Origin of the sequence: Streptomyces chisholmiae, assembly GCF_031845445.1 — a bacterium.
Classification (GTDB): domain Bacteria; phylum Actinomycetota; class Actinomycetes; order Streptomycetales; family Streptomycetaceae; genus Streptomyces; species Streptomyces chisholmiae.
This window is the reverse complement of record NZ_JAVREO010000053.1, coordinates 1-859: the sequence shown is the minus strand read 5'-3', so window position 1 is coordinate 859 and position 859 is coordinate 1. Positions and strand designations below refer to the sequence as shown.

The 859-nt window shown below is 64.6% G+C and carries 1 protein-coding gene; it reads right to left on the bottom strand.

Annotated features, from left to right (window positions below; all coding sequences use genetic code 11):
• On the bottom strand, positions 1–846 hold an 846-nt coding region (locus RM844_RS32005), incomplete at its 3' end, for an AMP-binding protein (RefSeq protein ID WP_311670963.1).
• Between the last annotated feature and the right edge of the window lie 13 nt (positions 847–859).

The window sequence follows — 859 nt, the reverse complement described above, 5'->3', positions numbered from 1 at the left end:
TAGTGCCGTACTCGGTTGAGCATCGATGCGGGGATCGTCGACTTCGATCACCGGCACGCCATACCCGTCGAGCCGACTCGCCAGAGCACCCGTGGTCAGCACGGCCGCAGGCCCCGCATCGGCGATCATGAACTCGACGCGCGCATCAGGCACCGCCGGATCGATCGGCAGATACGCCGCCCCCGACTTCAACACACCCAAAATCGCGACAACCGCATCAAGCGACCGGCCGGTCAACAAACCCACCGACCTACCCGGACCCGCACCCTCGCCGATCAACAAGCGCGCCAACCGATTCGACGCCTCATCCAACTCCCGATAAGACATCGACCGGCCATCAAAACAAACAGCCACCGCATCCGGAGCCCGAACCACCTGCGCCGCAACCGCCTCCGGAACCGAGACCTCAGACACGGGCTGCGCCAACAACGCCCGATGACCGACCTCATCAAGGCGAACCTGCTCACCGACCTCCAGCACATCGACCGACGACAACAACCCGTCCGGGTCAGCCGCCATCGCCCCCACCACCCGCTCCAACCGCGCCGCGAGGTCGGGGACCTCAACGCTGGAGAACGGCTGACCGGCTCCCATGGTGCTGAGAAGCAGGTCCTCTCCTGCACTGGAGAAGATCAGTCCGAACCCACCGACAACGCCCGCATTGGTCAGCGACGCCGATGCCGGCACACCACCGAAGTCCAGCGTGAAGGTCGACGGGAGAAAGTTCACGCTCACCCGGTTGGCCATCTGGCCCGCCGCGCGCGCGTTGACCTTGCGCTCAATGGCATGCACCGGAAACCGTTGATGCTGCACGGCCTCCTGGATGCGGGCCTCGACATGGCTCATGAAATCGGAAATC